Consider the following 17,336-nt stretch of genomic DNA (forward strand, 5'->3'; position numbering starts at 1 on the left):
GATAGGACGTTGCCAGGCAAACGGTGGTTCTGGAGCATACGCTCAAGGGCCGCCGCTTTTTTATGGACTTTTTTTGGTTTTTTCATATATATAATAAGGAAGGAACGTGATACTCATGGCAAAAAAACAAAAAATGCGCGTCATGGTCGAAGAAAATGAAACGATCAGTGCCTGTCTCGATCGGATTGATGCCATGGGTTATCGTCCGACCGTCCGGCGGGAAGAACCGATTTTTGGACTCGATGCCAACGGTGAACCGTATCCGATTCGCCAGCAAATTGTTTTTGATTGTAAGCCGAAAATCGAATCCGATAAAATATGAATTTTTCTAAAAGACCATCGTTTCTTTAATGAAACCGTGGTCTTTTTTGTGTGATCTGACTTTTTCAAAGAGGACAGACCTTTAAAATTCCGAATGGGACACAAATTAAAAGGAATATTTCTGCTATAAAACCGAACGATGAATTTTCAGACAATTAAATTGTTCGCCTTTGGTTGACGAATCGAGTTCAGTCTTGTTAAGATGAAGGCGTGATAGGAAGATTGAATATAACACCTCGTATAATAGCAGGGATATGGCTTGCAAGTTTCTACCCGACGACCCTAAATCGTTGGACTATGGGGTATATGGATGTTCGTCGATGATTCTTTGGCGTACCTTTTTATACCCTAAGCCACCCTTTTAGACGTGGTTTGGGCTTTTTTTATGCAAAAAGGAGGAGACGAAGATGAGTAAGGTGGAAATCGGAGTCATCATGGGCAGTCAATCGGATTGGGTGACCATGCAGAAAACGTGTGATGTACTGGATCAGTTGGATATTGCCTATGAAAAGAAAGTTGTGTCGGCACACCGGACACCTGACTTAATGTTTCGGTATGCGGAATCTGCTCGGGAACGAGGATTAAAAGTCATCATTGCCGGTGCAGGCGGAGCAGCCCATCTTCCGGGAATGGTTGCTGCAAAGACGACATTACCGGTAATCGGTGTCCCAATTCAAAGCAAAGCACTTCAAGGCATCGATTCCTTACTCTCAATCGTCCAAATGCCCGGTGGTGTTCCAGTCGCGACGGTTGCGATCGGTGACGCTGGAGCAAAAAATGCGGGTTTACTTGCTGCTCAGATTCTTGGAACGGTCGACGAACGGATTGCCCGAGCTTTAGACCATATGCGGGTCGAACTAGAAGGAGATGTCATCGCTTCCGAGGTGCATCTGACATGAAACGGATTGGTATCTTAGGTGGAGGACAACTAGGTCGGATGATGGCTTTATCTGCACGGCAAATGGGCTATTCGCTCATCACGCTTGATCCAACTGAAAACGCACCGTGTGCGCAAGTAGCGGATCAACAGATTCAAGCACCGTTTACGGACGTCGAGGTAGCGAAACGACTTGCCGCCGAATCAGATGTCGTGACCTATGAGTTTGAGAATATCTCACACGAAGTAGCGGAAGCAATCGGCAATAAACTGATTCACGGGACAGAACTTTTGTTTCGGACCCAACACCGGATTCGGGAGAAAGAACTGATTGAACAGCTTGGTTACAAGGTAGCGCCTTACCAGGCAGTTCAGACAAGCGAAGATCTCCTTGAAGCCAAACAGCAGTTAGGTCTCCCGTTCGTCTTGAAAACAGCACGCTTTGGTTACGATGGGAAAGGACAGACGGTCATTCGAACAGAGCTGGATTTACAAACAGCGATGAAGACCTTTGAGGCAACCGAGTATGTTGCAGAAAAATGGTTGCCGTTTGATCAAGAAATCTCCATCATTGTCGCGCGAAGTGAGCGGGACACAAAAGTGTTCCCAGTTAGTGAAAATATCCATCAAGACAACATCCTGCATCTGTCGATCGTACCGGCACGCATCTCAAAAGACTTGGAACAACAAGCGATTGACCTGGCGAAACGTCTCGCAAACGATGTCGATTTGATTGGCACACTGGCAATCGAACTGTTCGTCGTCGGTTCCGAACTGATTGTCAACGAACTGGCGCCGCGCCCGCACAACTCGGGTCATTATTCGATTGATGCGTGCGAGACGTCACAGTTCGAACAGCACATTCGGGCCATCTGCGGACTGCCGCTTGGCGATACCCGCTTGACGACACCGGTCGTCATGGCGAACATCCTAGGTCAACATATCACAGCATTAGACGAGGCATTACCGATGTTATCCTCGCGGACGAAAGTCCATTTATACGGAAAACAGGACGCGAAACCGGGGCGGAAGATGGGGCATCTAAACATCTTGGCTGATTCGGTCGAAGAAGCGTTAGCCGAAGTTGCGCGCCTGCAGATATGGAAGGAGACGGTTAGATGATCGAACGCTATACACGTCCTGAAATGAAAGCGATCTGGACAGAACAGAACAAATTCGAAGCCTGGTTGAAAGTTGAGATTTTAGCATGTGAAGCCTGGAGTGAACTGGAAGTGATCCCAAAAGAAGACGTCCAGTTGCTTTGGGAAAATGCTTCGTTTGATGTCAATCGAATCAATGAGATCGAACAAGAGACACGCCACGACGTCATCGCCTTTACACGTGCTGTATCGGAGACACTTGGTGAAGAACGCAAATGGGTTCATTACGGTCTGACGTCAACCGACGTCGTTGATACGGCGTTATCGTATCTCTTGAAACAAGCGAATGACATCTTAGCGGCGGATCTCGATCGTTTCATTGAGATTTTAAAGGTCAAAGCAAATGAACATAAATATACGGTCATGATGGGACGTACACACGGCGTACACGCTGAACCGACGACGTTTGGTCTGAAGCTCGCCCTTTGGTACGAAGAAATGAAACGCAATAAGGTCCGGTTCGAGGCAGCACGTGAAACGGTCGAATACGGCAAGATGTCGGGGGCGGTCGGAACGTTTGCGAATATCGATCCGTTCATCGAAAAATATGTCTGTGAGAAGCTTGGTACGAAACCGGCACCGGTCTCGACGCAAACCCTGCAACGCGATCGTCATGCCCACTACATGTCGACGATCGCTTTGATTGCGACATCGATTGAAAAGATGGCGACGGAAATCCGTGGTCTTCAAAAAACGGAGACCCGTGAAGTCGAAGAATTCTTCGCTAAAGGTCAAAAGGGATCGTCGGCGATGCCGCATAAACGTAATCCAATCGGTTCGGAGAACATGACGGGTCTTGCCCGTGTCATCCGCGGCCATATGGTGACAGCGTACGAAAACGTTTCGCTGTGGCATGAACGGGATATCTCGCACTCGTCTGCGGAACGGATCATTCTGCCGGATGCGACGGGATTACTCAACTACATGTTGAACCGGTTCGGCAACATCATCAAAAATCTGACGGTGTTCCCGGAAAATATGAAACGCAACATGGACCGGACGTTTGGTGTCATCTTCTCCGGTCACGTCTTACTCGCTTTGATCGAAAAAGGCTGGTCACGTGAAGCGGCCTACGACTTCGTTCAACCACGGGCGATGCAGGCATGGGAAGAACAAATCATGTTCCGTGATGTCTTATGGCAGGAAGCGGACATTCAACAACTCTTTACAGAAGAAGAACTCGATGCTTGTTTTGATCCAACGTATCATACGAGCCGAGTGGATGAAATCTTTGAACGGTGTGGCTTGAACTAATCAACCTGGGACGGGAGCACGGCTCCCGTCTACATCTTAGGATCATGGGGGACGAAATCGATGCAACCACTTTATGAAGGCAAGGCGAAACGGTTATACACGACGCAGGAGCAGGATGTGCTCCGCATCGTCTACAAAGACGAGGCAACAGCATTTAATGGAGAGAAGAAGGCAGAGTTTGCCGGTAAAGGAGAACTCAACAACCGCTTGACGAGCCATTTTTTTGAAGTTCTCGCAGCGGCTGGAATTCCGACCCACTTCATTGAACGAACATCGGAGCGCGAACAGCTCGTACGTCGTGTCACGATCATTCCACTGGAGGTCGTCGTTCGAAACGTCGTCGCCGGCAGTCTCAGTAAACGGCTTGGCATCGAAGAAGGAACGGTCCTCGAGACGCCGATTGTCGAGTTTTATTATAAGGATGACAGCTTAGGTGATCCACTTGTCACCCCTGCACACATCAATTTACTGAAGATTGCGACTACGGAAGAACTTTTATTGCTCGAACAGGAAGCACATCGTGTCAATGACGTCTTACGTCCCTACTTTGATAACAAGGGCATCACACTCGTTGATTTTAAACTGGAATACGGTAAAACACCGGCCGGCGAAGTTCTGCTGGCGGACGAAATCTCACCGGACACATGCCGGTTATGGGATAAGGAAACGGGCGAACACCTCGACAAAGATGTTTTTCGCCGCAATATCGGATCACTCATCGACACGTACCAAACACTATTCAATCGCCTAGGGGGAAACGGACAATGAAAAAGGTTACAGTAGCGATCGCATTACGGGAAAGTATTTTAGATCCACAAGGTGTCGCGGTCAAAGGCGGTCTTGCCCAGCTTGGTTTTGCAGGTGTCGAAGAAGTTCGGATCGGTAAACGGATCGAGTTGCTCGTTGCGGACGAAACAACGGACACGATGATTCATGAGATGTGTCAGAAACTGCTCGTCAACACCGTGATGGAAGATTACCGTTTTGACGTAGAAGAGGTGACGACCGTATGAAGTTTGCCGTCATCGTCTTTCCCGGATCGAACTGTGATTTAGATATGTATCATGCTGTCAAAGACGCACTCGGCGAAGAAGCGGACTACGTCTTCCATACAGAAACGTCCCTTGAAGGATACGACGGCGTCTTGTTACCAGGCGGCTTTTCCTACGGCGACTATCTCCGGTGTGGAGCGATCGCTCAGTTCTCACCGATCATGGAGGAAGTGAAACGCTTTGCGGCAGAAGGCAAAACGGTCCTCGGCGTCTGCAACGGATTCCAAATTCTTGTTGAAGCGGGGCTTCTCCCGGGTGTCTTGCACCGCAATACGGGACTGAAGTTCATGTGCCGGACGGTTGAACTGAAGGTCGAAAACAATGAGACTCGTTTTACATCCGACTATGCAGCGCAAGAAACGATTACGATTCCAATCGCACACGGAGAAGGCAACTATTACTGTGACGATGCGACGTATGCGATGTTACAGACGAACCGACAAATTGCCTTTACGTATACCGATAACCCGAACGGATCACGCGGCGATATCGCCGGCATCACGAATAAAGCCGGGAACGTTCTCGGCATGATGCCACACCCGGAACGGGCAGTTGAGCTGCTGACCGGCGGAACTGATGGACTTAAGTTATTCACTTCACTCGTCAAACAGGGGGCACATCATGTTAAAACAACAGTCTGAACCAACGATGGAGCAAATTCAGGAACAACGGATCTACGCAACGATGGGACTGAGCGACGCGGAATATGAGATGGTCGTCAACTTACTCGGACGCCAACCGAACTACACAGAAATCGGATTGTTTTCCGTCATGTGGTCGGAGCACTGTTCGTACAAGACGTCGAAGCCGGTCTTACGTCAGTTTCCGACGACAGGTCCACGCGTCCTGCAAGGTCCGGGTGAAGGAGCCGGTGTCGTCGACATCGGGGATAATCAAGCCGTCGTCTTTAAAATCGAGAGTCACAACCATCCGTCAGCCGTCGAACCGTACCAAGGGGCAGCGACCGGTGTCGGTGGCATCATTCGCGATATCTTTTCGATGGGAGCCCGTCCGGTCGCCTTGATGAACTCGCTTCGTTTTGGACACCTCGGTACACCGCGTGTCAATCAACTGTTTGAACAAGTGGTCGCTGGAATTGCCGGATACGGGAACTGTGTCGGAATTCCGACAATCGGAGGAGAAGTCGGTTTTGATCATTCGTATGAGGGCAACCCGCTTGTCAATGCGATGTGTATCGGCTTGATCAATCATGAAGACATTCAAAAGGGTCTCGCCAAAGGGGCGGGGAACTCGGTCATGTACGTCGGAGCCGCAACCGGACGCGACGGTATTCACGGGGCGACCTTTGCCTCAGAGGATCTTGGGGAAGATACGGAAGCAAAACGTCCAGCCGTTCAGGTCGGAGATCCATTCATGGAGAAACTCTTGATCGAAGCGTGTCTTGAAATCGTCGGTCATCCGGCGCTTGTCGGGATGCAGGATATGGGAGCTGCCGGACTGACCTCGTCGTCAGCCGAGATGGCGTCAAAAGCCGGTATGGGGATCGAGATGCATCTCGATGACGTGCCGCAACGGGAAACCGGGATGACGGCATACGAAATGATGTTATCCGAGTCGCAAGAACGGATGTTGCTTGTCGTCGAACGCGGACGCGAAGCAGAAATCGAAGCGATCGTCAGCAAATGGGGACTGCATGCGGTGCATGTCGGAGAAGTCATCGATGAAAAAGTGCTTCGTCTCGTGCACCACGGTAAGATCGTGGCGGAAGTTCCGGTTGATGCCTTGGCAGAAGAAGCACCGGTCTATAATAAACCATCCCGTGTCCCGGCGTACTATGAAGCGTTTCAGGCGATGGACGAAACATTGCCGGTCGTCGAAGATGTCGTTGAAACATGGCGGGCACTTCTCAAACAACCGACGATTGCTTCAAAACGTTGGGTCTACGATCAATACGATCACATGGTTCAAACGTCAACGGTCGTCGCACCGGGTTCTGATGCAGCCGTCATCCGGGTTCGCGGAACGAACAAAGCACTCGCGATGACGACAGACTGCAACAGCCGTTTTGTTTACCTTGATCCATTCGTCGGTGGACAGATTGCTGTCGCCGAAGCCGCCCGCAACATCGTTGCCAGCGGTGCAACACCACTCGCGATCACCGACTGCCTAAACTTCGGAAACCCGGATAAACCGGAAGGTTTCTGGCAACTGCAACAAGCGACGGCAGGAATGGCAGAAGCGTGCCGCGTGCTTGAGACACCGGTCATTGGCGGAAACGTCTCGCTCTATAATGAATCAGCCGGAAAGGCCGTTCATCCGACGCCAGTCGTCGGGATGGTTGGTCTTCATGAACAGACGGAGTGGATTACGACACAACACGTCAAGCAAGCAGGTGATGCGGTATACATTCTCGGTGAGACGTTACCTGAGTTTGGTGGAAGTGAACTCCAATACATGCAATTTGAGAAGTCCTTTGGTAAAGCACCGCAGATTGATTTAGCGCTCGAACAAAAACGACTTCTGGCATTACAAGCTACGGTTCAAGCGGGACTTGTCACGGCAATTCATGACGTGGCAGAAGGCGGTCTCGCTGTTGCACTTGCTGAGATGACGTTCGGGACGACACTTGGTCTTGACGTGACATTTGACGGTCCAGCCCTTCATCTGTTCAGTGAATCGCAATCACGTTTTGTCGTGACGGTGAAGCCGGAGAATGAAGCGGCCTTCGTCAAGCAGACAGGTGCTCACAGATTAGGAACGGTCACGGATCAAGACTTACTGCAAATCAAGACTAACGATACACTCATCGAAGCGACACGTTCGACACTGCAAGCCGACTGGGAAGGGGCGATCGCGTGTTATATGACATCAAAGGATTAAACGAAGAGTGTGGGGTATTCGGGATTTTCGGACAACCGGAAGCGGCGCAACTTGCGTATTACGGTCTCCACAGCCTGCAACACCGGGGACAGGAAGGGGCAGGAATCGTCGCAAGCGACGGTAAACTGCTTCTGCCGCACCGCGGACAAGGACTTGTCACGGAAGTCTTTTCACAGGAAACACTTGATTCCTTATCGGGGCACCATGCCATCGGACATGTCCGCTATTCGACGGCCGGGGGAAATACACTCGAGAATACACAACCGCTCCATTTTAAATCACGGACCGGCGACTTGGCGCTTGCGCATAACGGAAATCTTGTCAACGCGGATTCGTTAAAACATTTACTCGAAGCGGAAGGCGCGATTTTCCAAACGACGAGTGATACGGAAGTTGTCGCTCATCTCGTCAAACGGAGTAAGTTACCGACGCTTGAAGACCGGATTGCCGATAGTCTGGCACGACTCGTCGGCGCATTCGCCTTCCTGTTTTTAACGGAAGATACGTTGTACGTCGCCGTCGATCCACACGGTCTGCGTCCGTTGTCGCTCGGGAAAACACCGGACGGCGGGATCGTCTTTTCATCCGAGACGTGTGCGTTTGATATCGTCGGTGCGGAGTTCATTCGGGATATCGAGCCTGGGGAGCTCGTGACCATCACGACATCCGGCATGTCATCACGTCAGTATATGGAACCACATGAGCGGGCGATGTGTTCGATGGAATACATCTACTTTTCCCGTCCCGATTCGATGATTGATGGGGTCAACGTCCATACGGCACGAAAAGCACTTGGTAAAAAGATGTTCGAAGAAGCACCGGTCGAGGCAGACGTCGTCACAGGTGTGCCCGATTCCAGTATCTCGGCAGCGATCGGTTACGCGGAAGCGAGCGGCATTCCGTATGAAATGGGATTGATCAAAAACCGTTACGTCGGTCGGACGTTCATCCAACCGTCGCAAGAATTACGCGAACGTGGCGTCAAAATGAAGTTGTCGGCCCTGCGTGGTGTCGTCAACGGCAAACGGGTCATCATGGTGGACGACTCAATCGTCCGCGGGACGACAAGCCGCCGTATTGTCGGCTTGTTACGGGAAGCCGGCGCAACCGAAGTCCACGTCCGCATCACGGCACCACCGATCACGAATCCGTGTTATTACGGCATCGATACTTCTTCAAAAGACGAATTGATTTCCGCCCGTTTGACACCCGGTGAAATTTGCCGGGAGATCGGTGCTGATTCACTTGAGTTTCTGTCTGTGACCGGGATGGTCCATGCGATCGACCGTCCGTTCGAAGGTCCGTTAAAGGGACAGTGTACGGCGTGTTTCACAGGCGAATATCCTACACCAATCGGTGAGTTAGAACTAGAAGCCAAACTTTGAACAGATGGGGGAACAAAGCATGAGCAAACAATACGAAGCAGCAGGTGTCAGCCTGACGGCAGGATACGAATCCGTTTCTCGAATGAAAAAACACGTTGCCCGTTCGATGCGTAAGGAAGTCATGACGGGACTCGGCAGTTTCGGTGCAATGTTCGACCTCAGTCAACTAAAGCTGAAAGAACCGGTCCTCGTCAGCGGCACGGACGGCGTCGGAACGAAGCTGAAGCTTGCCTTCGCCCTCGACCAGCACGATACGATCGGAATTGATTGTGTTGCGATGTGTGTCAATGACATCATCGTCCAAGGTGCGGAACCGCTCTATTTCCTCGATTACATCGCCCTCGGGAAAGCGGTTCCCGCTAAAATTGAACGGATCGTTGCCGGTGTTGCCGAAGGTTGTGTCCAGTCCGGTTGTACATTGATCGGCGGGGAAACGGCAGAAATGCCGGGTATGTATGCAGACGGTGAATACGACATCGCAGGATTTGCGGTTGGTGCCGTCGAAAAACAAAAATTGATCACAGGAGAACACGTTCAACCAGGCGACGTCATTTTAGGTCTCGCCTCGTCCGGTGTCCATTCGAATGGATTTTCACTTGTCCGGAAGATCGTCGCCGAAAGTGGTCTGCGGTACGAAGATGAGTTGATGATGTTCGGCAGTACAATCGGCAATACGTTACTGATGCCAACGCGGATTTATGTCGAAGCGGTCAAAGCGGCCCTCGAGACAGAAAAAATTCAGGCGATGGTCCATATTACCGGCGGCGGTTTTTACGAAAACGTTCCGCGTGTCCTTCCTGAAGGATGTGGTGCGACGTTTGACCCGAAAAAATGGCCGACGTTGCCGGTCTTCGATTGGCTCGAACAAGCCGGAAACGTACCACGTCACGACATGTACAATGTCTTTAATATGGGCATCGGCTACATGATGATCGTCAAACCGGAAGATGTCGATGCCGTCACGGCACGTCTTGCCCGTGAAAATGAGACGGTCTATACGATTGGGACAGTTACGGGTGAACCGGGCGTCCGCATCCATGGAGTCGATCAATGAAAATCGCCTGTTTTGCCTCGGGAAGTGGCAGTAATGTCGAAGCATTGTTCGAAGCGATTGAAACAGGGCGTCTGCAGGCTACGATTGAACTCGTCGTCTGTGATCAAAAACAAGCAAAAGTGATTGAACGGGCCCGCAATTGGGGTTGCGATGTATTTGTATTCACCGCAAAAGAGTATCCCGACAAACCGTCGTTCGAACGGGAAATCGTCGCAGAGTTAGAGAAACGGCACATCGAACGGATCATCCTCGCAGGATACATGCGTCTGATTGGTGATGTCCTGCTGTCGCATTATTCAGGGCGGATCGTCAACATCCACCCGTCGTTGCTGCCGGCTTTTCCCGGAAAAGATGCAATCGGCCAAGCATTTCGTGGCGGAGTCAAAATCACAGGTGTTACAATTCATATAGTCGATGAAGGGATGGACACAGGACCAATCATCGCACAAGAAGCGGTCCGGATTACAGAGAATATGACACGCGAGACGCTCCAGCAGGCGATTCAGCAAGTAGAGCATAGACTGTATCCGCAAGTCATCGAAGAGTGGATCAAAGAGGAGGCAAACGTATGAGAGCGTTAATCAGTGTATCAGACAAAACAGGAATCGTAGAACTCGGGCAAGCCATGCATCAGGCAGGAATTGAACTTGTTTCAACAGGTGGAACACATCAAGTTCTTGAAGCAGCAGGACTTCCGGTCATTGGTATCAGTGAGGTCACACAGTTTCCAGAAATGCTGGACGGACGGGTCAAGACCCTTCATCCGATGGTCCATGGTGGACTACTCGGTCGCCGCGATCTCGAAAGCCACCGGGAACAGATGGCAGAGCAACAGATTAAGCCGATTGATTTTGTTGTCGTCAATCTGTATCCGTTCAAAGAAACGGTCATGAATGAGGACGTCTCGTACGCCGATGCAATCGAAAACATCGATATCGGCGGACCGAGCATGATTCGTTCTGCCGCAAAAAATCATGCCGCAGTGACGGTCGTCGTCGATCCGGCAGATTACGCAGCCGTCATCAACGAGATTCATCTTGGTGGGACGACGTTTGAAACGCGTCAAAAACTAGCGGCAAAAGCATTCCGGCATACGGCAGCGTACGATGCCTTGATTGCCGACTACTTCTTGACACAGACAGGTGAAAAATTCCCGGATCAATTGACGATCACGCTCGAGAAGGTCCAGGATTTGCGGTACGGAGAAAATCCACACCAAGAAGCAGCCTTTTACAAAACACCGATTTACCGCGGGGCATCCCTTGCTTCAGCCAAGCAACTCCACGGTAAAGAATTGTCCTACAACAATATCCAGGATGCCAATGCAGCACTTGAGATTTTGGATGAGTTCCGCGAAGCGGCAGCCGTCGTCGTCAAACATATGAATCCGTGTGGCGTCGCCGTTGGTCCGACAATCGACGAAGCCTTCCGCCGGGCGCATGCGGCGGATCCGGTCTCGATCTTTGGTGGAATCGTTGCCTTAAACCGCGAAGTCGATCTCGCGACAGCTGAACAGTTAAGCGGGATCTTCCTTGAAATCATCATCGCACCGTCCTTTACGAAAGAGGCATTTACATTACTTGCAGCGAAGAAAAACCTTCGTTTACTCGAACTGGATGTCAAACGGGTCCAAGCGATCCGTTATACGGCAGTTGCCGGTGGCATGCTCGTCCAAGATAGTGACGACGAGACACTGGATGATGCGTCAGCACGCGTCGTGACGGAGCGGAAACCGACCGCAGCAGAATGGGAAGATTTAAAACTCGCTTGGCGTGCCGTGAAACATGTCAAATCGAACGCAATCGTCATTGCGAAAGACGAAGTGACGGTCGGCGTCGGTGCGGGACAAATGAATCGAGTAGGTTCGGCGAATATTGCGATCACGCAAGCAGGCGACAAAGCAATCGGTGCCGCGATGGGGTCAGACGCGTTCTTCCCGATGGGGGATACGGTCGAAGCAGCGGCTGCAGCCGGAATCACAGCGATTATTCAACCGGGCGGCTCGATTCGCGACCAGGAATCAATTGATGCCTGTAACAAACACGGCATCACGATGATCTTTACGAACGTGCGTCATTTCAAACACTAAGCGGAGGCGATCCGAATGAAAGTATTAGTAGTCGGTAAAGGTGGACGCGAGCATGCGCTCGTTTGGAAACTGGCACAAGATGTTCGCATCGATACGATTTATGCTGCACCTGGAAACGTCGGGATGACAGAAGCGATTTGTGTCCCGATTCGCGAAGACGCAATCGGTGAGTTGGTTCAGTTCGCCCGCGATGAGCAGATTGATTGGACGATCGTCGGACCCGAAGGACCGCTTGTCCTCGGAATCGTCAACGCGTTTCAAGCCGCTGGACTGAATATCTTTGGACCGTCGCGGGAAGCAGCGGCAATTGAAGGCAGTAAACAGTTTGCGAAAGCGTTGATGGATCGGGCCGGCATTCCGACGGCAGACCATGCTGTTTTTACATCAGCCATCGAAGCAAATGCCTACATTCGGTCGCAAGGGGCCCCAATCGTCATCAAGGCCGATGGTCTAGCGGCAGGAAAAGGTGTCACCGTCGCCACGACGACGACAGAAGCGATCCGAGCGGTTGAAGAAATTTTCGCCGGGGATTTTGGAGAGCAGAGCAGTGTCGTGATCGAAGAATGTTTAGTTGGAGAAGAATGTTCGTTGATGGCATTTGTTCATGAAGAAACCGTCATTCCGATGGTCTTGTCGCAAGACCATAAGCGGGTTTTTGATGGTGATCAAGGTCCGAACACGGGGGGGATGGGTGCTTATAGTCCACTGCCGCAGTTTGACGAACAAGCGGTGACGGAAGAAGCGATGCAGCGTGTCCTCCGCCCACTTGTCGAACAGATGGCAAGTGAAGGCATTCCGTTCACCGGCTTTTTATACGCCGGGCTGATGTTGACCGATCGTGGACCTTCTGTCATTGAATTCAATGCGCGTTTTGGGGATCCGGAAACGGAAGTGATTTTGCCACGCCTGGAAACACAACTATTAGATGTCATCATTCCATTGATGCAAGGAGATGTGCCGGAAGTCGTCTGGTCGTCGGAGTCGGTCGTCGGTGTCGTCATCGCCGCGAACGGTTATCCGGAACATCCGGAAACGGGACATCTCGTTCGAACGGATACGATTGGCTCAGGTATAACCGTCTTTCATGCAGGAACTGTCGCCGGTGAAGACGAGACGGTGTTGTCAGCAGGAGGACGTGTTCTCGTCTGCGTCACGAAGGCTCCGACGATGGAGGAAGCAGTTTCGACGATCTATCAAGGTCTGGATTCGTTTGATCGGACGGGCTTCTTTTACCGGACGGATATCGCCAAAAAGGCATTTCGAACAACATGAGTGTTAGTCATGAACAAGTCGGTCTCTCTCACGTCTCGGTGAGTGGACCGACTTTTTTTGTATCTAGCGCCGAACGATGCTTGTCTTCCTTGTCCGATTTGTGTTATTTTGGCGAAATGAGTCGAATTAAAGACAAATAAGCTTGAAACTTTCCCGGTAACATTTTAGTATAAGAACTATAAGAAAGCGTTTTCAAACTATAAAGGAGGTCGAGCTTTCATGAAAAAAAATTGTGGACGGTCCCCATGGACGAAAACAGAAGTCCGTTCTCATCAGGCGGTCATCAATGGAAAGCTTGCGCCTACACTCGTGATTGAAAATGCGACGTACTTAAATCAAGGCCTCAAAGCATGGCGAACGGCTAACATCTGGATCAGTGGTGACCGAATCATCTATGTAGGAGCGGAGATGCCAGAAACGGCGGATGAAGTCTACGATGCTTCTGGGAAGTTCATCGTTCCAGGTTACATCGAGCCACATGCCCACCCCTTCCAGCTGTACAATCCAGCGACGCTCGCAAAATTTGCGGCAGAACGCGGAACGACGACACTTGTGAACGATAATATGCTCCTTTTATTAGAGCCCGTGGAGCAAGCGTTTGCGCAGGTTGACGCATTAGCAGACCTTCCGACCTCGATGTATTGGTGGGCACGACTCGATGCGCAGACGGAGCTCGACTCCGACAGTATCGCGATTGACAACAAGCGGGTTCAGGCATGGCTGAAGCATCCCCAAGTGATCCAGGCCGGTGAACTGACGGGTTGGCCACGTCTGTCACAAGGTGATGACGAATTGTTGCAATGGATGCAAGATGCGATGAAACTCGGGAAACCGATCGAAGGACATTTCCCGGGAGCATCCGCGAAGACGTTGACGAAGATGGCACTTTACGGCGTGACGAGCGATCATGAAGCGATGACTGTCGAAGAAGCCCTGACCCGACTGGAACTTGGATATACGACGACGATCCGCTATTCATCGATTCGTCCGGACTTACCGGATATTTTTGCGGGACTCGTCGAAGCCGGACTACAAAATTACGAAAAGGTGCTCGTGACGACAGATGGTTCGACTCCGTCGTTTTATAAATCCGGTTTGATGGATGAGACGATTCGTCTGATGCTCGCTGCCGGAATCACGACTGAGGATGCTTACCGGATTGCCTCTTATAATGCGGCACGTCACTTTAACCTGGATCATCTGCTCGGAAGCATCGCACCCGGACGGATTGCCCACCTGAACATCTTAGAAGCAAAAGACCAACCGACACCAGTTGACGTCTTAGCAAGAGGAACATGGGTCCGTAAAAACGATATCCCGTGTTACCCGGTCGAAGCGCTTGATCGTGCCCTGACATTGATGCCGGTCTCTGAAGTCAGGATTGATTTGACGGAACAGGATTTTTCCTTCAGCATGCCGGTCGGACTCGAGATGGTCAATTCCGTCATCATGAAGCTGTATCAGATTGAACATGATACGAGCATGCAAGTGTTACCGGCAGGATGTGAGGAGTCGTTTTTGATGCTCGTGGACCGGGAAGGGAAATGGCGTTTGAATACCGTCCTGAAAAACTTTGCGACGCATGTCGGGGGACTCGTCAGCTCCTATTCGATCAGCGGCGATATCTTACTGATTGGAAAATCAAAACGTGACATGCAGATTGCCTTTGAGCGGATGAAATCATTTGGTGGTGGTGTCGTCCTAGTCGATGACGGGGAAGTGATTGCGGAAGTTCCACTCACATTAATGGGGCAGACGTCTGATTTACCGTTAGAAGAGTTGATTGTTCAAGAAACGGCACTCCGGGAAGCCTTATTTGCACGAGGATACCAGTTCGAAGATCCGATCTATACGTTGCTGTTCCTTGCTTCGACACACTTGCCGTATGTCCGGATCACACCGCAGGGAATCTATGAAGTCCTGCGGAAGAAAGTACTTTTCCCGGCAATTTTGCGCTGACGCTTGAAATTTAAAACGTCGCACTTTAAACTGTTAAAGAGCAATGAATGGGAAAGGGAGTTAAACGATGCAACTTGATAAATTGCGTGGAAAAGAACTCGATCAATTATTTACAGCCATCATGAAGATGGATTCATTAGAAGATTGTTATACCTTGTTTGAAGACTTGGCGACCGTCAATGAAATCCAGGCATTGGCACAGCGCCTTGAAGTCGCACGACAATTGCGTGAAGGAAATACCTATCATAAGATCGAGAAGGCGACGGGTGCTTCGACAGCGACGATTTCCCGTGTCAAACGTTGTCTGAACTATGGTTCTGGCGGCTATGATTTAGCACTCGCACGATTAGGTCTTGAAGAGAAGGAAGTAGCGGATAACTAACCGGTTATCCGCTATTTCTGCGAAGGAGGACGACGCCGGATGGATTTAGCGTTTCAACAAAAAATTCAACATTTCATTCGAAAACTGACGCCGATCCAGTCACTCGTCATTATTTATTTCGTTGCCGTCATCATCGGAATTATTTTGCTTGGATTACCTTGGTCGACACAAGGGGATTACAATTGGGATTTTACGGATCTTGTGTTCATGGCCGTCAGCTGTGTCAGTGTGACCGGTTTGACGACGGTATCTGTTTCGGATACATTTACGACGTTTGGCTATTTCATGATCATGCTGTTAGTCCAGGTTAGCGGGATTGGTCTGATGTCGCTCCATATCGCGATGTGGGTCATTCTCGGGAAACGAATTGGTTTTCGGGAGCGGCAACTTGTCGTCCGTGACCAAAATCAGACGACGATGCAAGGGGTCGTCAAGTACATTCGCGAAGTCATTTTGATCATCCTGTCAATTGAAATCATCGGAGCCTTGATTTTAGGCTTCTATTATACGAAGTACTTTCCGACGCTAGGTGAAGCGATGTTACAAGGATTGTTTGGTTCTGTCAGTGCGACGACGAATGCCGGGTTTGATATTACCGGAGAGTCGTTGTTGCCGTTTCGGGGAGATCTCTTCGTCGTCTTCATGCAAATCGTCTTGTTGACGCTTGGGGCGATCGGGTTCCCGGTCTTGGTTGAAGTCCGGCGCTATATCTCCTACCGGGCGACACGTCAATCAACGCGTCAACCGTATCATTTTTCATTATTCACGAAATTGACGGCTTCGACGTTCTTTATTTTGGTCCTGTTCGGAACAGCCAGCCTGTTGCTGTTTGAATGGAATCAGTCGTTTAAAGGGTTGCCGGTCGGTGAAAAGCTGGTTGATGCCTTGTTCCAATCCGTCACGACCCGAAACGGCGGGCTGACGACGGTCGACATCACGACCTTCTCGCAAGCTTCGATTTTTGTTTTATCGATTCTGATGTTTATCGGGGCGTCGCCTTCTTCCGTCGGGGGAGGGATTCGGACGACGACGTTTGCCGTCGCCGTTCTCAGTGTCATTGCCTTCATCCGCGGGGAGTATGGGATTAAGATTTTTGGGCGTGAGATCGGACAGTCCGATATTTGGAAAGCATTTGTCGTCATCGTCGTCTCGACCGGTGTGACGATGATTGGATTGATCGTCTTGTTGATCTTTGAAGATGCCCCGTTCCTCGTGTTATTTTTTGAGGCCTGTTCCGCGTTTGGGACAACCGGGCTGTCGCTTGGCATTACGAGTGAATTATCTGATGTCGGAAAATGGACGTTATCCGTCTTGATGTTCATCGGACGAATCGGTGTCATTTCCTTTGTGCTCCTGCTCAAAGCCAACCAGCCGAAACGGAATTACAATTATCCAAAAGAATCGGTCATCATCGGTTAAGGAGGTTGCGACATGCAACGTACATTTTGGATCAACTTTGGTTATATCTTTATGGTTCCCGCCTTACCGTTTTTAGCACTCGTCAACGGTCGAGCCCTTTGTTCACCGGACTCGCCGTTGCTCGATGTCCCTATCCTTGGTTTTTTCTTAGCCGAACCGTGGGCATTTGCTGTTATTTACGCCTTCCTCGCCTTTGGACTTGCCGCGTTGTTGACGAAACGCCAAGTCCGGACTTGAAAGGTGTGTCCCATCTCGCTCTGCGCGGGATGGG

At 50.5% G+C, this 17,336-nt stretch carries 17 protein-coding genes and 1 riboswitch; all 17 genes read left to right on the forward strand.

What is annotated here, in order from left to right; translation table 11 throughout:
* Positions 1 to 115: 115 nt before the first annotated feature.
* The 17 genes from BLD48_RS11315 to BLD48_RS11395 all read left to right on the forward strand — a co-directional run bounded on the left by BLD48_RS11315 (position 116) and on the right by BLD48_RS11395 (position 17,302).
* Complete coding sequence (locus BLD48_RS11315) at positions 116 to 322, forward strand: NETI motif-containing protein (protein WP_026830833.1); 207 nt, start codon at positions 116 to 118, stop codon at positions 320 to 322.
* A gap of 215 nt (positions 323 to 537) precedes the next feature.
* Positions 538 to 639, forward strand: a riboswitch (purine riboswitch).
* Between the two features lie 89 nt (positions 640 to 728).
* Positions 729 to 1,220, forward strand: a complete 492-nt coding sequence (gene purE, locus BLD48_RS11320; protein WP_026829312.1) for a 5-(carboxyamino)imidazole ribonucleotide mutase — start codon at positions 729 to 731, stop codon at positions 1,218 to 1,220.
* Positions 1,217 to 2,320: a 5-(carboxyamino)imidazole ribonucleotide synthase gene (purK, locus tag BLD48_RS11325; protein ID WP_071500305.1), complete on the forward strand. Its 1,104-nt coding sequence runs from the start codon at positions 1,217 to 1,219 to the stop codon at positions 2,318 to 2,320. Before purE ends, purK begins: the two co-directional genes overlap by 4 nt.
* Positions 2,317 to 3,612, forward strand: coding sequence for an adenylosuccinate lyase (purB, locus tag BLD48_RS11330; protein ID WP_071500306.1), 1,296 nt, complete (start codon positions 2,317 to 2,319; stop codon positions 3,610 to 3,612). Before purK ends, purB begins: the two co-directional genes overlap by 4 nt.
* 60 nt (positions 3,613 to 3,672) lie before the next feature.
* On the forward strand, positions 3,673 to 4,380 hold the full coding sequence (purC, locus tag BLD48_RS11335) for a phosphoribosylaminoimidazolesuccinocarboxamide synthase (RefSeq protein WP_071500307.1): 708 nt from the start codon (positions 3,673 to 3,675) through the stop codon (positions 4,378 to 4,380).
* On the forward strand, positions 4,377 to 4,625 hold the full coding sequence (purS, locus tag BLD48_RS11340) for a phosphoribosylformylglycinamidine synthase subunit PurS (RefSeq protein WP_071500308.1): 249 nt from the start codon (positions 4,377 to 4,379) through the stop codon (positions 4,623 to 4,625). Before purC ends, purS begins: the two co-directional genes overlap by 4 nt.
* Positions 4,622 to 5,305 (forward strand): phosphoribosylformylglycinamidine synthase subunit PurQ, encoded by a 684-nt coding sequence (purQ, locus tag BLD48_RS11345; RefSeq protein ID WP_026829307.1) that lies wholly within the window; start codon positions 4,622 to 4,624, stop codon positions 5,303 to 5,305. Before purS ends, purQ begins: the two co-directional genes overlap by 4 nt.
* Positions 5,286 to 7,505: a phosphoribosylformylglycinamidine synthase subunit PurL gene (purL, locus tag BLD48_RS11350; protein WP_071500309.1), complete on the forward strand. Its 2,220-nt coding sequence runs from the start codon at positions 5,286 to 5,288 to the stop codon at positions 7,503 to 7,505. Before purQ ends, purL begins: the two co-directional genes overlap by 20 nt.
* Positions 7,481 to 8,890 (forward strand): amidophosphoribosyltransferase, encoded by a 1,410-nt coding sequence (gene purF, locus BLD48_RS11355; protein WP_071500310.1) that lies wholly within the window; start codon positions 7,481 to 7,483, stop codon positions 8,888 to 8,890. The genes purL and purF overlap by 25 nt, the downstream gene beginning before the upstream one ends.
* Before the next feature lie 19 nt (positions 8,891 to 8,909).
* The gene (gene purM, locus BLD48_RS11360) at positions 8,910 to 9,944 is read left to right on the forward strand and encodes a phosphoribosylformylglycinamidine cyclo-ligase (protein WP_071500311.1); all 1,035 of its coding nucleotides are present in this window, start codon (positions 8,910 to 8,912) and stop codon (positions 9,942 to 9,944) included.
* Positions 9,941 to 10,516 carry a phosphoribosylglycinamide formyltransferase gene (gene purN / locus BLD48_RS11365; protein WP_071500312.1) on the forward strand — a complete coding sequence of 192 codons (576 nt, stop codon included), beginning with the start codon at positions 9,941 to 9,943 and terminating at the stop codon, positions 10,514 to 10,516. The genes purM and purN overlap by 4 nt, the downstream gene beginning before the upstream one ends.
* A complete protein-coding gene (gene purH, locus BLD48_RS11370) occupies positions 10,513 to 12,033 on the forward strand; it encodes a bifunctional phosphoribosylaminoimidazolecarboxamide formyltransferase/IMP cyclohydrolase (RefSeq protein ID WP_071500313.1) in 1,521 nt (506 codons plus the stop codon). Before purN ends, purH begins: the two co-directional genes overlap by 4 nt.
* Before the next feature lie 15 nt (positions 12,034 to 12,048).
* Positions 12,049 to 13,305, forward strand: a complete 1,257-nt coding sequence (gene purD / locus BLD48_RS11375) for a phosphoribosylamine--glycine ligase (protein ID WP_071500314.1) — start codon at positions 12,049 to 12,051, stop codon at positions 13,303 to 13,305.
* A gap of 219 nt (positions 13,306 to 13,524) precedes the next feature.
* Complete coding sequence (locus tag BLD48_RS11380; protein WP_071500315.1) at positions 13,525 to 15,264, forward strand: adenine deaminase C-terminal domain-containing protein; 1,740 nt, start codon at positions 13,525 to 13,527, stop codon at positions 15,262 to 15,264.
* A 67-nt stretch (positions 15,265 to 15,331) separates the two neighbouring features.
* On the forward strand, positions 15,332 to 15,646 hold the full coding sequence (locus BLD48_RS11385) for a YerC/YecD family TrpR-related protein (protein ID WP_014969469.1): 315 nt from the start codon (positions 15,332 to 15,334) through the stop codon (positions 15,644 to 15,646).
* Between the two features lie 39 nt (positions 15,647 to 15,685).
* Positions 15,686 to 17,065, forward strand: coding sequence for a TrkH family potassium uptake protein (locus BLD48_RS11390; RefSeq protein ID WP_026830844.1), 1,380 nt, complete (start codon positions 15,686 to 15,688; stop codon positions 17,063 to 17,065).
* A 12-nt stretch (positions 17,066 to 17,077) separates the two neighbouring features.
* Entirely contained in the window at positions 17,078 to 17,302 is a 225-nt protein-coding gene (locus tag BLD48_RS11395) for a hypothetical protein (protein ID WP_026830845.1), read from the forward strand.
* Positions 17,303 to 17,336 lie beyond the last annotated feature (34 nt).

Origin of the sequence: Exiguobacterium sp. KRL4, assembly GCF_001870785.1 — a bacterium.
Classification (GTDB): domain Bacteria; phylum Bacillota; class Bacilli; order Exiguobacteriales; family Exiguobacteriaceae; genus Exiguobacterium_A.